Below are 17,181 nucleotides of genomic sequence, written 5' to 3'. Positions count from 1 at the left end.
AAGCCATTGATGGCCGTACTAGGATTACAGGGCGTCCGTGGTGGAGTGGGTACAACTTCCGTAACCGCGGCGCTGGCGTGGTCATTACAGGTTTTAGGTGAATCAGTACTGGTTATTGATGCCTGCTCCGATAATTTGCTGCGCATGTCATTCAATGTCGACTTTACGCATGAAAACGGCTGGGGGCGCGCGCTTCTGGACGATAAAGACTGGCGGGATGCGGGTTTGCGCTATACCTCCCAGCTCGATTTGCTTCCCTTTGGTCAGATGACGGAAACCGAACGCGGGAATGAAGCTGCGTTTCAGCGCCTGTTCTCTCGCTTCACCACCGCTTTGCAGAGTGTGAAAGAGAGCGGACACTATCAGTGGATCCTGCTGGACCTGCCGCACGGCGCCGCGTCGCTGACCCGCCAGCTTCTGTCGCAGTGCGACCATGTGCTCTCCATTGCGAACGTAGATGCGAATTGTCATATCCGTCTGCATCAACAGGCAATGCCTGCCAATGCCCATATTCTGATTAACGATCTGCGCATTGGCAGCCAGATCCAGGACGATCTGTACCAGGTCTGGCTCCAGAGTCAGCGCCGCCTGTTGCCAATGGTTATTCATCGTGACGAAGCGATGGCGGAGTGCCTCGCTTCCAAACAACCGCTTGGGGAGTACCGTAGTGATTCACTGGCGGCAGAAGAGATCCTGACGCTGGCCAACTGGTGTCTGCTGCACTTTGCTAAACGGCCGGAGCCTGCCGGGAGTTCAGTATGAGCCGCCTGACCAACTGGTTGCTCATCCCGCCGGTCAGTTCGCGCTTAAGTGAACGCTACCGCCATTACCGTCATCACGGCGCCTCATCGCTGAGCGCTGCGCTGGGCTGCTTCTGGATGATTCTGGCGTGGATGTTCATCCCCCTCGAACATCCACGCTGGCAACGTATTCGTGCGCGCCACGGTGAACTCTATCCGCATATCAACCCTGACAAGCCGCGTCCGCTCGATCCCGCGCGCTACGCTATACAGTCCATCTGGCTTCTGGCGACCTCAACGGGTGCGGAGAAAAAAACGTCACGCTGGCGCAGCTTCGATCGCGTGCAGAACTTACGTGAACACTATCACCAGTGGCTTAACCGGCTACCCGACCGGGTTGGCGATAGAACAGGTCATTTAGATAATCGCAAAGAGCTCGGGCACCTTCACCCGGGCTTACGGCGTTTTATTCTCGGCGTGGTGGTGGTGTTCTCGCTCATACTGGCGCTGGTCTGTATTACCCAGCCCTTCAACCCGCTGGCACAGTTTACCTTCCTGATCCTGCTGTGGGGCGTGGCGCTGCTGGTGCGGCGCATTCCGGGGCGTTTTTCTGCCCTGATGCTGATCGTGCTGTCGCTGACCGTTTCCTGCCGCTACATCTGGTGGCGATATACCTCAACGCTGAACTGGGACGATCCGGTCAGCCTGGTGTGTGGGTTAGTGCTGCTGTTTGCTGAGACCTACGCCTGGATCGTGCTGGTGCTGGGTTACTTCCAGGTTATCTGGCCGCTGAATCGACAGCCGGTGCCGCTGCCAAAAGACACGACCCAGTGGCCAACGGTGGACCTCTTCGTGCCGACCTACAACGAAGACCTGTCGGTGGTGAAAAACACCATTTACGCCGCGCTGGGTATCGACTGGCCGAAGGATAAAATCAAAATCTGGATCCTTGATGACGGTGGCCGCGCCGAGTTCCGCCAGTTCGCGGACGAAGTAGGGGTCGAGTACATCGCCCGTACCACGCATGAACACGCTAAGGCCGGTAACATCAACAATGCGCTGAAATATGCCAAAGGGGAGTTCGTCTCTATTTTCGACTGCGACCACGTGCCAACGCGCTCGTTCCTGCAAATGACCATGGGCTGGTTCCTGAAGGAGAAAGAGCTGGCGATGATGCAGACGCCGCACCACTTCTTCTCACCGGACCCGTTTGAACGTAACCTCGGTCGTTTTCGTAAAACCCCGAACGAGGGCACACTGTTCTATGGTCTGGTGCAGGACGGGAACGACATGTGGGACGCAACATTCTTCTGCGGCTCCTGTGCGGTGATCCGCCGTAAACCGCTGGATGAAATTGGCGGGATCGCCGTCGAGACGGTCACGGAAGATGCGCACACTTCGCTGCGTCTGCACCGTCTTGGCTATACCTCCGCCTACATGCGCATTCCTCAGGCGGCGGGGCTGGCCACGGAATCCCTGTCGGCGCACATCGGCCAGCGTATTCGCTGGGCGCGTGGCATGGTGCAAATTTTCCGCCTCGATAACCCGCTGATGGGTAAAGGACTGAAACTGGCGCAACGGCTGTGCTACGTCAACGCCATGTTCCACTTCCTGTCGGGTATTCCACGGCTTATCTTCCTCACTGCGCCGCTGGCGTTCCTGCTTCTTCACGCTTACATCATCTATGCGCCTGCGCTGATGATTGCCCTGTTCGTTCTGCCGCACATGATCCACGCCAGCCTGACGAACTCGAAGATTCAGGGGAAATATCGCCATTCGTTCTGGAGTGAAATCTACGAAACGGTGCTGGCCTGGTATATCGCGCCGCCAACCATGGTGGCGCTGATTAACCCGCATAAAGGGAAATTCAACGTCACCGCGAAGGGCGGGCTGGTGGAAGAGGAGTATGTCGACTGGGTGATCTCCCGGCCCTATATCTTCCTGGTGCTGCTGAATATTGTGGGCGTGATTGTTGGGGTCTGGCGCTACTTCTACGGCCCGGAAAACGAAATTCTGACGGTCTTCGTGAGTATGGCGTGGGTGTTTTATAACCTGATTATCCTCGGTGGCGCGGTGGCGGTATCAGTGGAGAGCAAACAGGTTCGCCGCGCGCATCGCGTCGAAATCAGCATGCCAGCGGCCATTGCCCGCGACGATGGACATCTCTTCTCCTGTACCGTACATGACTTTTCGGATGGCGGTCTGGGTATCAAGATCAACGGTCAGGCGAAGGTGCTTGAGGGGCAGAAGGTCAACCTATTGCTTAAGCGCGGCCAGCAGGAGTATGTCTTCCCGACGCAGGTGGTGCGTGTGAGAGGAAATGAAGTGGGTCTGCAACTGATGCCGCTGACTAAAAAGCAACACATTGATTTTGTGCAGTGTACGTTTGCCCGCGCGGATACGTGGGCTCTCTGGCAGGACAGCTTCCCTGAGGATAAGCCTCTGGAAAGCCTGCTGGATATTCTTAAGCTGGGGTTCCGTGGCTATCGTCACCTTGCAGAATTTGCCCCGTCGTCGGTGAAATTAATTTTCCGGTCACTTACTTCACTGGTTTCCTGGGTCGTGTCGTTCATTCCGCGTCGACCTGAGCGAGATGAAGCGAAGCAGGCGGACCCGGTTATGGCTCAACAATGATGATAACGCGATGAAAACAAAACTTTCCTGGTTATGTGCAGTGGCAATGGGGATGAGTGCGCTCCCTGCAACAGTGGCTAACGCGGCGCCTGATAACGCAGCGACCACACCCGCGCCAACGGTGCCTGTCGTCGCGCAAGCGACCGATCCGGTAGTGACGGCGGCGCCGGGGCAGACGGAAAACGTCGTCCCGAATCAGCCGACGACGGGGAATACGCTGCCCGCCGACAACCCGGTGGTTGGGCAGGTTATGCCTGGCGTGCCGGGAGCCAGTGCACCGGTGGTTGCGGAAAATACGCCGTCGCGTGACGTTAAGCTGACGTTCGCCCAGATCGCGCCTCCTCCGGGCAGCATGGTTCTGCGCGGCATCAACCCAAATGGCGGTGTCGAATTCGGTATGCGTAGCGATGAAGTCGTGTCGAAAGCGATGCTCAACCTGGAATACACGCCATCGCCGTCGCTGCTGCCGGTGCAATCCCAGCTTAAGGTCTATCTGAATGATGAGCTGATGGACGTCCTGCCCGTCACCAAAGAGCAACTGGGTAAGAAAACCCTGGCTCAGGTGCCGATTAACCCGCTGTTTATCACCGACTTTAACCGCGTGCGTCTGGAATTTGTCGGCCATTATCGCGATGTCTGTGAAAACCCGGCCAGCAGCACCCTGTGGCTGGATGTTGGTCGTAACTCTTCGCTTCAGATGACCTATCAGCCGCTGGCGTTGAAAAACGATCTCTCCGCCTTCCCGGTGCCGTTCTTCGACCCGCGTGATAACCGTCCACTGAACCTGCCAATGGTGTTTGCGGGCTCTCCTGATGTGACCGAACAGCTGGCGGCCTCTATCGTGGCATCCTGGTTTGGTTCCCGCTCCGGCTGGCGTGGCCAGAGTTTCCCGGTTATGTACGACAAAATGCCGGACAAAAACGCGATTGTGTTTGCCACCAACGCCAAACGCCCGGCATTCCTGCGGGACCATCCAGAGGTGAAAGCGCCCACCATCGAGATGATCAGCCATCCCGACAATCCGTACGTGAAGCTGCTGGTGATCTTCGGGCGTGATGATAAAGATCTGGTGCAGGCGGCAAAAGGCATTGCGCAGGGCAATATCCTGTTCCGCGGTAATAGCGTCGTGGTGGATGAGGTGAAACCGCTGCTGGCACGTAAGCCTTATGATGCGCCGAACTGGGTCCGCACCGACCGCGCGATTACCTTCGGCGAGCTGAAAACCTATGAAGAGCAATTGCAGTCAACCGGGCTTGAACCTTCTCCTGTCAGCCTGTCGCTGAACCTGCCGCCGGATCTCTATCTGCTGCGCACCAACGGTATTGATATCAACCTGAACTACCGTTACACCGCGCCGGTAACCAAAGACAGCTCGCGCATGGATATCAGCCTCAACAACCAGTTCCTGCAATCCTTCAGCCTGACCAGCAGCCAGGAGACAAACCGGTTGATGCTTCGTCTGCCTGTATTGCAGGGGCTGCTGGATGGTAAAACCGATGTGTCGATCCCGGCGCTGAAGCTCGGTGCGGTGAACCAGCTGCGGTTTAACTTCCAGTACATGAACCCGATGCCGGGTGGATCGGTGGAAAACTGTATTACCTTCCAGCCGGTGCAAAACCACGTGGTGATTGGTGATGATTCCACAATCGACTTCTCGAAGTATTACCACTTTATCGCGATGCCGGATCTGCGTGCGTTTGCTAACGCCAGTTTCCCGTTCAGCCGCATGGCTGATCTCTCTGAATCGATTGTCGTGATGCCAAAAGCGGCCAACGAAGGCCAGGTTGCCACGCTGCTGGACACCATGGGCACCGTCGGGGCGCAAACCGGTTTACCGGCTATCAACGTGACGGTGACGGATGACGGTAGCCAGATCCAGAACAAAGATGCCGATATCATGGTCATCGGCAACATTCCGGACAAGCTGAAAGACGAGAAGCGCGTCGATCTGCTGGTGCAGGCGGCTCAGTCATGGGTCAACACGCCGCTGCGTCAGACCGAGTTCCCGAGCATCATGCCGGACAGCGGCGATCGTCAGGCCAATATCAGGACGACCGTAAGCTCAACGGGTCCGATGGCTGCGATTGTTGGCTTCCAGTCTCCGTATAACGACCAGCGCAGCGTGATCGCCCTGCTGGCGGACAGCCCGCGCGGCTATGAGCTGCTCAACACGGCCATGAACGACAGCGGTAAACGGGCGGCAATGTTCGGTTCCGTCTCGGTGATCCGTGAGTCGGGGGTAAACAGCCTGCGCGTGGGGGATGTCTACTACGTCGGTCATCTGCCGTGGTTCGAACGCCTGTGGTACGCCCTCTCTAACCACCCGGTGCTGCTGGCCGTGCTGGCTGCGCTCAGCGTTGTATTGCTGGCATGGGTATTGTGGCGTCTGCTGCGAATCATCAGCCGTCGTCGTCTTAACCCGGACCATGAGTAAGCCGTGATGAAAATCTTTCGCGGATGTGTAGTCGCAGCGTTGATGCTGGCGGCGGCGAATCTGCATGCCGCCTGTCGCTGGCCTGCCTGGGAGACGTTCAAGCAGGATTATATGAGCGAAAGTGGGCGCGTCATTGATCCCAGTGACGCGCGCAAAATCACCACCTCCGAAGGGCAAAGCTATGGACTGTTCTTTGCCCTGGCAGCAAACGATCGCAAGACGTTCGATCTGCTGCTGACATGGACGCGCGATAACCTTGCCGAGGGGGATTTAGCCCAACATCTCCCGGCGTGGCTATGGGGAAAAAAGGACGACAACACCTGGGCGGTTATCGACCCTAACTCCGCGTCCGATGCCGATATCTGGATTGCCTGGTCGCTGCTGGAAGCCGGGCGGCTGTGGAAAAATCCCGATTACACGCGCACGGGTAAGGCGCTGTTGACGCGCATTGCCAGTGAGGAAGTGGTGAAGGTGCCGGGGCTGGGTTCTATGCTGCTGCCGGGTAAAGTCGGTTTTGCCGAAGAGAGTGTCTGGCGCTTCAACCCCAGCTACCTGCCGCCGCAGCTTGCGAGCTATTTCACCCGTTTCGGCGCACCGTGGACAACGCTCCGTGAAACCAACCTGCGTCTGCTGCTGGAGACCGCGCCAAAAGGATTTTCCCCGAACTGGGTGAAATACCAGAAAAAGGGCGGCTGGCAGTTGAAGCAGGATACGACCCTGATCGGCAGTTACGATGCGATTCGCGTCTATCTGTGGGTAGGGATGATGAACGATAACGATCCGCAAAAAGCCCGGCTACTGGCGCGTTTCAAGCCCATGGCGACCACCACAATCAAACAAGGCTTACCGCCGGAAAAAGTGGACGTAGCGACCGGGAAACGTACCGGAGATGGGCCGGTAGGGTTTTCTGCCTCCCTGCTTCCATTTTTACAAGAACGGGACGCGCAGGCGGTGCAACGCCAGCGTGTCGCCGATCGTTTTCCCGATAACAATGCTTATTACAGCTACGTTCTGACCCTCTTTGGACAAGGGTGGGATCAGCATCGTTTTCGTTTCACCGCGCAAGGTGAATTACTACCGGATTGGGGCCAGGAATGCGCACGTTCACACTAAATCTACTCGCCTTATCGCTTGGCCTGGCGCTCATGCCCCTGGCCCAGGCCGCCAACTCCCCGCAGCAGAGACAGCTGCTGGAACAGGTTCGTCTGGGGGAATCCACCCAGCGTGAGGATTTGGTGCGCCAGTCGCTCTATCGCCTTGAGCTGATCGACCCCAACAACCCGGACGTGATTGCCGCTCGCTTCCGCTACCTGTTACGACAGGGGGATACGGCGGGCGCGCAAAAAGAGCTGGATCGCCTGAAAGGAATGGCACCCGATTCCAGTGCGTATCAGTCCTCCCGTACGACCATGCTGCTCTCCACGCCGGATGGTCGCCAGGCCCTCCAGCAGGCTCGTCTGCTCGCCACCTCCGGGCACACGCAGGAAGCTATTGCCGCGTATGACAAACTGTTTGACGGTAATCCGCCCAGCGGCGACATCGCGACGGAGTACTGGAACGTGGTGGCGAAAGAGCCTGCCCGCCGTAATCTGGCCATTAATCAGCTGAAGAAAATCAACGCCAGCAGTCCGGGCAACGCCCCGCTACAGGCTTCGCTGGCGCAGCTTCTGTTCCAGAGCGGACGGCGTGATGAAGGGTTTGCGGTGTTACAGGAGATGGCCAAATCGAACAATGGCCGCAGTCAGGCGTCGGACATGTGGTACCAGCAGATCAAAGATCAGCCGGCCAGCAGCGCCAGCGTTACCGCGCTGCAACAATACCTGAGCGTGTTCAGCGATGGCGATAACGTGACGGCGGCGCGCGCCCAGCTTGAAGCGCAGCAAAAACAGCTCGCCGATCCGGCGTTTCGCGCCAAAGCCGAAGGGTTAGCCGCAGTGGATGCCGGGCAGGGCAGTAAAGCGGTAACGGAGTTGCAGAAAGCAGTCAGCGCCAACCACGCCGACAGTGAAGCCGTAGGCGCGCTGGGGCAGGCCTATTCGCAGAAAGGCGATCGCGCCCGCGCGGTTGCGCAGTTTGAAAAGGCGATCGCCCTCGATCCGCAGAGCGACAACCGGGGCAAATGGGACAGCCTGCTGAAGGTTAACCGATACTGGCTGCTGATCCAGCAGGGTGATAACGCCCTGAAAGCCAACAAGACAGCCCAGGCGGAACGCTATTATCAGCAGGCGCGCAACATTGACAATACGGACAGCTACGCGGTCCTGGGGCTGGGTGACGCGGCGGCGGCGCGCAAAGATAACGACGCGGCTGAACGCTATTATCGCCAGGCATTGCGGATGGACAGCGGCAACAGCAACGCGGTACGCGGTCTTGCCAATATTTATCGCGAGCAGTCTCCGGAGAAGGCGACGCAGTTTATTCAGTCGCTCTCTGCCAGCCAGCGCCGCAGCATTGATGATATTGAACGTAGCCTGACGAACGAGCAGCTCTCGGCTCAGGCTGAACAGCTGGAAAGCCAGGGAAACTATGCGCAGGCCGCAGAAATTCAGCGCCGACGCCTTGCGCTTTCCCCGGGCGACGTGTGGATCACCTACCGGCTATCACGCGATCTGTATAGCGCGGGTCAGCGCAGCCAGGCGGATAACCTGATGCGTCAGCTGGCAAGCCAGAAACCGGGCGATCCGGATCAGGTTTACGCCAGCGGGCTGTACCTGTCCGGTAACGATCGGGACCGGGCCGCGCTGGCGCATCTGAACACGCTGCCGCGCGACAAGTGGAACGGCAACATCCAGGCGCTGGCGGACCGCCTGCAAAGTAACCAGGTGCTGGAAAACGCCAACCGCCTGCGCGACGGTGGAAAAGAGCAGGAGGCGGAAGCGCTGCTTCGCCAGCAGCCCCCGTCCACCCGTATTGACTTAACGCTGGCGGACTGGGCTGAACAGCGTGGCGATCACGAGGCCGCGAAAACCGCCTACAACACCGTCCTGCAACGGGAACCGCAGAACGAAGACGCAATTCTCGGCCTGACCGAAGTCAATCTTGCTCAGGGCAACAGGGACGCCGCTCGCGCTGAGCTGGCGAAACTGCCCGCGGCACAAAACGGCGAACCGCTCTCCCTCAATATGCAGCGCCGGATCGCCATGGCGCAGGCCGGTCTGGGCGATTCAGCCGTGGCAGAAAAGACCTTCAACACCATTCTTCCGCAGGCAAAATCGCAGCCGCCTTCTATGGAAAGTGCGCTGGTGATGCGTGATGCCGCCCGTTTCCAGGCGCAAAACGGCCAGCCTCAGCAGGCGCTGGAAACCTGGAAAGATGCGATGGTCTCATCGGGCATCACGACGACCCGTCCGACCGATAACGACAGCTTTACGCGTCTTACGCGTAACGATGAGAAAGATGACTGGATGAAGCGCGGCGTGCGCAGCGATGCAGGCGATCTTTATCGTCAGCAGGATCTGAACGTCACGCTGCAACACGACTACTGGGGATCCAGCGGCACGGGGGGCTATTCCGACCTGAAAGCGCACACCACTATGCTCCAGGTGGATGCGCCGCTATCGGATGGCCGCATGTTCTTCCGTAGCGATCTGGTCAATATGAACGCCGGTTCCTTTGACACCAATAACGGAACCTACGATCCGACATGGGGTACCTGCGCCGAAACGCCATGTCACGGCAGCACGAACCAGTCGGCCAACGGCGCCAGCGTGGCCGTCGGCTGGCAGAACAGCACCTGGGCGTGGGACATCGGTACAACGCCGATGGGCTTCGACGTGGTCGATGTGGTGGGCAGCCTGAGCTACAGCAACGACTTGGGGCCGATTGGCTACACCCTGAACGCCCATCGTCGTCCGATTTCCAGCTCGGTGCTGGCCTTCGCCGGGCAAAAAGATCCTAATACCGACACCACCTGGGGCGGCGTGCGTGCTACCGGTGGCGGCGTGAGCATGAGCTACGACAAAGGCGAAGCTAACGGGATCTGGTCAAGCCTGAGTGCCGACAGCCTCACCGGGAAGAATGTCGAAGATAACTGGCGGGTCCGCTGGATGACCGGCTATTACTACAAGCTTATCAATCAGAACAACGAGCGTCTGACGGTCGGTGTGTCCAACATGCTCTGGCATTACGATAAGGATTTAAGTGGCTATTCGCTGGGCCAGGGCGGTTACTACAGTCCCCAGGAGTATGTGTCGTTCGCCTTACCGGTGAACTGGCGTAAACGCACAGAGAACTGGTCATGGGAACTGGGCGGTTCCGTCTCATGGTCCCATTCAAAAACAAAAGATGTGATGCGTTATCCGTTGCAGGGGCTGATACCGGACAATGAGCCAGGCCGTTATACCGATAAAGGTGTGATGGGAACCGGAAGTAGCTCGTCAGGGACGGGTTATACCGCAAGGGCGATTGTTGAACGCCGTGTGACGTCCAACTGGTTTGTCGGTCTGGGCGTCGATATTCAGGAAGCGAAAGACTATACCCCGAGCCATGCGTTGCTCTATGTTCGGTATTCTGCCGCAGGCTGGCAGGGTGATATGGACTTACCGCCGGAACCGCTGGTGCCTTATGCAGACTGGTGATCGGATTTTTGCTTAATCTAATTGTAAGTCTCTCTTAAAAGTGCAGCTATCGGGTATACTCGGGCGCACCAGGTTTACGCCCTGGTGCGCCCTGCGCTTCGAGTTTTGTGGAGAGTCATTTTGCGTGTCAGCCGTTCCTTAACGATCAAACAGATGGCGATGGTGTCTGCCGTCACAATGCTGTTTGTCTTCATCTTCTGCGTCATTTTGCTGTTTCATTCCGTACAGCAGAATCGCTATAACACGGCTTCGCAACTGGAAAGTATTGCTCGCTCGGTGCGGGAACCCCTGTCGGCCTCGATCCTGAAAGGGGATATCCCCGAGGCGGAATCTATCCTGAAGCGCATTCAGCCCGCCGGTATCGTGAGCCGCGCCGACGTCGTGCTGCCGAACCAGTTCCAGGCGCTGCGGATGAGCTTTATCCCGGAGCGTCCCGTCCCGATGATGGTGATGCGCCTGTTTGAACTGCCGGTGCAGATTTCCCTGCCTCTCTATTCCCTGGAAAGACCGGCTAACCCGCAGCCGCTGGCATATCTGGTACTACAGGCGGACTCGTACCGCATGTATAAATTCGTCATGAGTTGGGTTGCCACGTTAGTGACTACTTACTTACTTTTGGCCTTAATGTTGAGCGTGGCGCTGACGTGGTGCATCAACCGGTTAATTGTGCATCCGTTGCGCCGCATAGCCCGGGAGCTGAATGACCTCTCTCCGCAGGAGCACATGGGGCATCAGCTTCCCTTGCCGCGTCTGCATCACGACGATGAAATCGGCATGCTGGTCCGCAGTTACAATATCAACCAGCAGCGTGTCCTGCGTCAGCAGGAAGAGGTCAGTAATAATGCCACCCGTTTCCCGGTTTCCGACCTGCCAAACAAAGCGTTTTTAATGGCCCTGCTGGAGCAGACCGTCGCTCGCCAGCAGACCACCGCGCTGATGGTGATTGCCTGCGAGACCTTGCAGGACACGACGGGCGTGCTGAAAGAGAGCCAGCGTGAGATGCTATTACTGACGCTGGTGGAAAAAATCAAATCTGTGCTGGCGCCGCGCATGGTACTTACCCAGGTCAGCGGCTATGACCTGGTGGTGATTGCGCACGGTGTAAAAGAGCCGTGGCACGCTATTACGTTAGGTCAGCAAGTACTCACTGTCATAAATGAGCGGCTACCCATTCAGGGTATCCAGCTTCGCCCAAGTGCCAGCATTGGTATCGCAATGTACTACGGTGGTCTGACCGCCGAGCAGCTATACCGTCGGGCTTTCTCAGCAGCGTTTACCGCGCGCCGAAAAGGCAAAAACCAGATCCAGTTCTTTGATCCGGAGCAAATGGAAAAAGCCCAGCAGCGCCTGACGGAAGAGAGCGACATTCTGACGGCGATGGACAATCGCCAGTTTGCGCTCTGGCTACAGCCGCAGGTGGATTTGCGCACGGGTGAAGTGACCAGCGCCGAAGCGTTGCTGCGCATGCAGCAGCCGGACGGCACGTGGGAGCTGCCTGAGGGGATGATCGAACGTATCGAGTCCTGCGGCCTGATGGTCACCGTCGGATACTGGGTGCTGGAAGAGTCGTGCCGCCAGCTTGCGGCCTGGCAACAACGGGGCATCACGCTGCCGCTGTCGGTGAATCTTTCTGCGCTACAGCTGATGCACCCGACTATGGTGCCGGATATGCTCGAGTTGATCCATCGCTACCGCATCCAGCCCCACACGTTGATCCTGGAAGTCACCGAGAGCCGTTGTATTGACAATCCTGACGACGCTGTCGCCATTCTGAAACCGCTGCGTAATGCCGGGATCCGCATTGCGCTTGACGATTTTGGTATGGGGTATTCCGGCCTGCGTCAGCTCCAGCACATGAAAACCCTGCCGGTGGACGTCCTGAAAATCGACAAAACCTTTGTGAAAGGGCTGCCGGAGGATTGCAGCCTGGTGCAGGCCATTATCCAGATGGCGCACAGCCTGAACCTGCACGTGACTGCCGAAGGTATTGAGGCCGAAGCCCAGCGCGAGTGGCTGGCTGCGGCGGGTGTGGAGAGCGGTCAGGGCTTCCTGTTTGGCCGCGCCGTGCCGACGGATACCTTTGAGCGACGCTATCTCGCCGACGCTGGCAATAACGCAAAAGTGTAATTTTGTTGCTGGCTTGTGCGAGCCAGCTCAAAGTTCTTAACATTTGTGTTTCAAATTTGAACCCCGTTTATTTCTGTCCTGTTATGTGGGTGTTATTTTAAAGCCGCAGGTTAACCATAACCTTACAAAGCCTGTAGTTATTCTTTCCAGGGACACCCTATGAAAACCTCACTCTTCAAAAGTCTTTACTTCCAGGTCCTGACAGCCATCGCCATCGGTATTCTGCTCGGTCACTACTACCCGGAGCTGGGCGCGCAAATGAAACCGCTTGGCGACGCGTTCGTTAAGCTCATCAAAATGATCATCGCGCCGGTCATCTTCTGTACCGTGGTGACCGGTATCGCCGGCATGGAAAGCATGAAGGCGGTCGGGCGTACGGGGGCGGTTGCCCTGCTGTACTTCGAGATTGTCAGTACCATCGCGCTGATTATCGGCCTGATTATTGTCAACGTGGTACAGCCTGGCGCGGGCATGAACGTTGACCCGGCCACGCTGGATGCGAAAGCGGTGGCGGTTTACGCTGAACAGGCGAAAGATCAGGGGATTGTTGCCTTCCTGCTGGACGTGATCCCGAGCAGCGTGATTGGCGCGTTCGCCAGCGGAAATATCCTCCAGGTACTGCTGTTTGCCGTGCTGTTTGGCTTTGCCCTGCACCGTCTTGGCAGCAAAGGTCAGCTGATTTTTAACGTCATTGAAAGCTTCTCGCAGGTTATCTTCGGCATCATCAACATGATTATGCGTCTGGCCCCGATTGGTGCCTTTGGCGCGATGGCCTTCACCATCGGGAAATACGGCGTCGGCACGCTGGTACAGCTTGGCCAGCTGATTATCTGCTTCTATATCACCTGTATTCTGTTTGTGGTGGTGGTGCTCGGCTCCATCGCTCGTGCGACCGGCTTCAGCATCTTCAAATTTATCCGTTACATTCGTGAAGAGCTGCTGATTGTCCTCGGCACATCCTCTTCTGAGTCCGCGCTGCCGCGTATGCTCGATAAAATGGAAAAGCTGGGCTGCCGTAAGTCAGTGGTGGGGCTGGTTATTCCTACGGGCTACTCCTTTAACCTGGACGGCACCTCGATTTACCTGACGATGGCGGCGGTCTTTATTGCTCAGGCCACCAACAGCCACATGGATATCTTCCATCAGATTACGCTGCTGGTCGTCCTCCTGCTCTCCTCGAAAGGGGCGGCGGGCGTAACGGGTAGCGGATTTATCGTGCTGGCGGCCACTATCTCAGCGGTTGGCCATCTGCCGGTGGCGGGTTTGGCCCTGATCCTCGGTATCGACCGCTTTATGTCTGAAGCCCGCGCGTTAACCAACCTGATTGGTAATGGTGTGGCGACGGTTGTGGTGGCGAAGTGGGTAAAAGAGCTGGATCACAAGAAACTTAACGATACGCTGAATAATCGCACATCTGAGGACAAAACCCCCGGTTTATCCTCTTAATCCCTCATAAATGCCCGTATTCCCTTGTGGGGATGCGGGCACCTGCGCATAATAACCGCTCATACCTGTCATATTTCGACAAAATTTTTTTGGGTATATTTCGCTTCCGCCCGTGACGTTTAGCTGAACACGCTGTCTAATCGGAAGGTTTTCATCGTCATCTTTGAGTGCTCACGTCGCGAGACACTCTCTTTAACCAGGAATGTTGATCAGGGGTTCACATGCAGGGCACAAAAATTCGACTCTTAACCGGCGGTTTGCTGATGATGGCAGCAGCCAGTTATGTGCAGGCAGATGCGCTCCAGCCAGACCCGGCCTGGCAACAGGGAACACTGGCGAACGGATTCCAGTGGCAGGTGTTATCCACTCCGCAACGTCCGAGCGATCGCATTGAAATTCGTCTGGCTGTGAATACCGGCTCCCTCACAGAAAGCACCCAGCAGACCGGCTTAAGCCATTTTATTCCTCGACTGGCGCTCACCCAGAGCGGCAGTTTGCAGGCGGTTCAGGTGCGTTCTTTATGGCAACAGGCCATCGATCCTAAACGCCCGCTTCCCCCGGCTGTGGTCTCCTATGACTACACCATGTTTAACCTGAGCCTGCCCAACAACCGTAACGATCTGCTTAAAGAAGCGCTTACCTATCTTTCTGATGCGACCGGCAAACTGGCGATTACGCCTGAGACCGTAAACTATGCGTTGAGCAACAGCGACATGGTGGCGACCTGGCCGACGGATACCAAAGAAGGCTGGTGGCGCTACCGCCTGAAAGGGTCCACGCTGCTTGGACACGACCCGGCAGAACCGCTGAAACAGCCGGTTGATGCCGCGCAGGTGAAATCTTTCTACCAGCAGTGGTACACCCCGGATGCCATGACCCTCATTGTAGTGGGCAACGTGGACAGCCGTGCGGTGATAGAGCAGATCAACAAAGCCTTTGGCGATCTAAAAGGGAAGCGTGAAACGCCCGCCCCTGTTCCTACTTTGTCCCCGCTGCGTCCTGAGACGGTCAGTATCATGACGGATACCGTGCGTCAGGATCGTCTTTCGATGATGTGGGATACCGCCTGGCAGCCGATCCGCGAGTCCTCGGCGCTGTTGCGTTACTGGCGTGCGGACCTGGCGCGTGAAGCGCTGTTCTGGCATGTTCAGCAGACGCTCAGCAAGAACAACGTGAAAGACATTGGTCTGGGCTTTGACTGCCGCGTGCTGTTCCAGCGCGCCCAGTGCGCCATTAACGTCGAATCGCCGGGTGATAAGCTGAATGCCAATCTCGGCGTGGTGGCGAAAGAGCTGGCTAAAGTGCGTAAAGAGGGCCTGTCTGAAGAGGAATTTAACGCGCTGGTGGCGCAGAAATCCCTCGAATTGCAGAAACTGTTTGCCACCTATGCCCGCGCCGATACCGATATCTTAATCAGCCAGCGCATTCGCTCCTTACAGAATCAGGTCGTGGACATCGCGCCGGAGCAGTATCAGAAATTGCGTCAGGATTTCCTGAACGGTCTGACCGTGGAGATGCTGAATCAGGATCTGCGGCAGCAGCTGTCTCAGGATATGGCGTTGATTCTGTTGCAGCCGAAAGGTGAGCCGGAATATGACATGAAAGAGTTAAAGGCCACCTGGAACGCCATCATGGCGACGCCGTCGCAGCCAGCGCAGGCGGCGGCCGATGATTTGCACCAGGATGCGAGCGATATTCCGCAGGGCCAGTAAGGCCCTGCGTTCCCTCTCCCTGTGGGCTGAGGGATTTTATGCAGAAGCAATAAAGTTGCTTTCTAAATGACTGAGGGCTGTCAGCGATGCCCTGGTCCGGCTGTAAATCGCTGAGGCGTTTCCTGCAGACCGGGGCGAGGCACAGGGATGCGCCGGGAGCCCGGGTCGCCAGGGTGGTGGCGACTGAGCCACCCTGGCACGTTCACCGGTCATGTCGTTACAGAGTAGCAAGGAACATAAAGTGAACGGAATGACCACCACCGCCGTATGTTCCCCTCACCCTAACCCTCTCCCCGGAGGGGCGAGGGGATTGCTCAGTGCTCGCATTAATTTGTGGGGATCCCTCAGTCCTGTGGGAGAGGGTTAGGGTGAGGGCATCAGCCCGCCCATTCCTTAAGCAGGCATCGCCTCGCGCGGAATAATCGCTCCGCGATACTGAATCACCGTGCTGGCCGTCAAGTGTCCGCGCTGCGCTGCCGCTTCTGGCGTACCTCCCGTCAAACGTACCGCCAGATACCCCGCGCTGAAAGAATCGCCCGCCGCAGTGGTATCGATCACTTTCTCTTTCGCCAGCTTCACCGCCGGCACCTCTGTCACGGCTTCACCCGCCACCGCCACCAGGCAAGACTCCGCCCCGCGCTTAATCACCACTTCGCTGACCCCAGCGGCCTGCGTCCGAGCGATGACCTCATCAACCGGCTTTTCACCCCACAGGGCATCTTCATCGTCCAGCGTCAGGAAGGCGATATCGGTGCATTCCAGCATCTGCTGATACACCTGCTGCGTCTCTTCGCGGCTGGCCCAGAGGCGCGGACGGTAGTTGTTATCGAAAATCACCTTACCGCCGTTGGCACGGCATTCGCGCAGCAGTGACAGCAGCTTTTCACGGCTCTGCTGGCTCAGGATCGCCAGGCTGATCCCGCTCAGGTAGAGGTAATCGAAGGTGGCCAGCTCTTCGCAAATCGCAGCGGCGGCATCGCTTTCCAGCCAGAATTTGGCAGCCGCTTCATTACGCCAGTAATAGAAGGTGCGCTCGCCGGTACTGTCGGTTTCGATGTAGTACAAACCCGGCAGACGGTTTTCCATTCGCTGGATCAGCGAAGTTTCAACGTTTTCACCCTGCCAGGCCTCCAGCATCTGCTGGCTGAAGCTGTCCGTTCCCAGCGCGGTAACGTAGCTCACGCTCAGCGCGTCGGGGGCGACCTGACGGGCAATGTAAACGGAGGTGTTCAATGTATCGCCGCCAAAACCGCGGCTGACTTCCGCGCCTTTCTGGGACAGCTCAATCATGCATTCGCCAATCACGGCAATTTTCTTAGACATAGTCGTGAACCTGAACAGAGTAATTAAGGGTAGTGTGCGCTGTGTGTTTTTTACGGTCAACCATATTAAAACGACGTTCCATTATTTTTTTTGAGCCAGCGCGTGTTCCGGCATATTTCTGTCATCTTAATTTCATTTTCCCGCTGAATTGAACATAAAGTTCTCACCTGGCGGGCCGATAACTCAGT

Annotated in this window: 9 protein-coding genes; 8 read left to right on the top strand and 1 reads right to left on the bottom strand. The window is 57.2% G+C overall.

Annotation, left to right across the window (positions count from 1 at the left end):
- Positions 1-9: 9 nt before the first annotated feature.
- From bcsQ to BFV65_RS20285, 8 genes are all read left to right on the top strand, one after another.
- On the top strand, positions 10-762 hold the full coding sequence (bcsQ, locus tag BFV65_RS20320; protein WP_069597041.1) for a cellulose biosynthesis protein BcsQ: 753 nt from the start codon (positions 10-12) through the stop codon (positions 760-762).
- Positions 759-3,374 carry a UDP-forming cellulose synthase catalytic subunit gene (gene bcsA / locus BFV65_RS20315; protein ID WP_069597040.1) on the top strand — a complete coding sequence of 872 codons (2,616 nt, stop codon included), beginning with the start codon at positions 759-761 and terminating at the stop codon, positions 3,372-3,374. Before bcsQ ends, bcsA begins: the two co-directional genes overlap by 4 nt.
- A gap of 10 nt (positions 3,375-3,384) precedes the next feature.
- Positions 3,385-5,808, top strand: a complete 2,424-nt coding sequence (gene bcsB, locus BFV65_RS20310) for a cellulose biosynthesis cyclic di-GMP-binding regulatory protein BcsB (protein WP_071785220.1) — start codon at positions 3,385-3,387, stop codon at positions 5,806-5,808.
- 6 nt (positions 5,809-5,814) lie between these two features.
- Positions 5,815-6,921 (top strand): cellulose synthase complex periplasmic endoglucanase BcsZ, encoded by a 1,107-nt coding sequence (gene bcsZ, locus BFV65_RS20305; RefSeq protein ID WP_045622444.1) that lies wholly within the window; start codon positions 5,815-5,817, stop codon positions 6,919-6,921.
- Positions 6,903-10,385 (top strand): cellulose synthase complex outer membrane protein BcsC, encoded by a 3,483-nt coding sequence (gene bcsC / locus BFV65_RS20300; protein ID WP_069597039.1) that lies wholly within the window; start codon positions 6,903-6,905, stop codon positions 10,383-10,385. The genes bcsZ and bcsC overlap by 19 nt, the downstream gene beginning before the upstream one ends.
- A gap of 120 nt (positions 10,386-10,505) precedes the next feature.
- Positions 10,506-12,512, top strand: coding sequence for a biofilm formation regulator HmsP (hmsP, locus tag BFV65_RS20295; protein WP_069597038.1), 2,007 nt, complete (start codon positions 10,506-10,508; stop codon positions 12,510-12,512).
- Positions 12,513-12,671: 159 nt separating this feature from the next.
- Positions 12,672-13,958 carry a C4-dicarboxylate transporter DctC gene (dctA, locus tag BFV65_RS20290; protein WP_022649724.1) on the top strand — a complete coding sequence of 429 codons (1,287 nt, stop codon included), beginning with the start codon at positions 12,672-12,674 and terminating at the stop codon, positions 13,956-13,958.
- Between the two features lie 221 nt (positions 13,959-14,179).
- Positions 14,180-15,670 carry a M16 family metallopeptidase gene (locus tag BFV65_RS20285; protein ID WP_046620410.1) on the top strand — a complete coding sequence of 497 codons (1,491 nt, stop codon included), beginning with the start codon at positions 14,180-14,182 and terminating at the stop codon, positions 15,668-15,670.
- A 393-nt stretch (positions 15,671-16,063) separates the two neighbouring features.
- Here the strand turns inward: BFV65_RS20285 and kdgK are convergent, their stop codons facing one another.
- On the bottom strand, positions 16,064-16,993 hold the full coding sequence (kdgK, locus tag BFV65_RS20280; RefSeq protein ID WP_022649722.1) for a 2-dehydro-3-deoxygluconokinase: 930 nt from the start codon (positions 16,991-16,993) through the stop codon (positions 16,064-16,066).
- Positions 16,994-17,181 lie beyond the last annotated feature (188 nt).

This window comes from Enterobacter hormaechei subsp. hoffmannii (genome assembly GCF_001729745.1).
GTDB classification, from domain to species: Bacteria; Pseudomonadota; Gammaproteobacteria; order Enterobacterales; family Enterobacteriaceae; genus Enterobacter; species Enterobacter intestinihominis.
The sequence above is the reverse complement of the archived record's forward strand: the minus strand, read 5'-3'. Positions and strand labels throughout refer to the sequence as shown.